The sequence below is a fragment of the Paenibacillus sp. CMM36 genome, from assembly GCF_053570945.1.
Window position 1 is genome coordinate 1 of the sequence record NZ_JBSEDY010000073.1, and the last position, 605, is coordinate 605.

Annotated in this window: 2 rRNA genes; both read right to left on the bottom strand. The window is 42.6% G+C overall.

Annotated elements, in window-relative coordinates:
* Positions 1 to 114, bottom strand: a 23S ribosomal RNA gene (locus ACWA2B_RS27930); the annotation flags it as partial.
* Positions 115 to 525: 411 nt separating this feature from the next.
* Positions 526 to 605: ribosomal RNA gene (locus tag ACWA2B_RS27935) — 16S ribosomal RNA — on the bottom strand; the annotation flags it as partial.

Genomic DNA, 605 nt, shown 5'->3' on the forward strand with positions numbered 1-605 from the left:
ACATCCCCGGATCAAAGCTTGCTTACAGCTCCCCGAGGCTTTATCGTTGTTCGCCACGTCCTTCGTCGGCTCCTGGCGCCTAGGCATCCTCCGTGTGCTCTTTGTAGCTTAACCTAGACTTTTCTTTGATAAAAGAAAATGTCGATGTTCAATAAAGAATGATTTTTGCCAAAGGCAAAAGATCTTTCCTTACCTGCTACCTTTATTTCACTTGTTTACACAAGATCAGCTTAAAGGAATATTCTAAAACGCAATTTCGTTTCGGTATCCAGTTTTCAAGGTGCAATATTCTCCCCGGCTTTAACCCCGGAAAAATATCATATCAAATTCCTCAATACTTGAATACAAGTATATTTTGGAAATCCAATGTGAGAGTTTGAACTCTCAAAACTGAGCAACGAGTGAGTAAGTTCAGGATATTCATTTCATTCACACGAACGTGATGAACCGAATTGAATATCCGGTCGCAGGTACGTTATACCTGCTAATTTGAATGTTTCCATCGCAGGAAACGATTCTCCATAGAAAGGAGGTGATCCAGCCGCACCTTCCGATACGGCTACCTTGTTACGACTTCACCCCAATCATCTACCCCACCTTCGGCG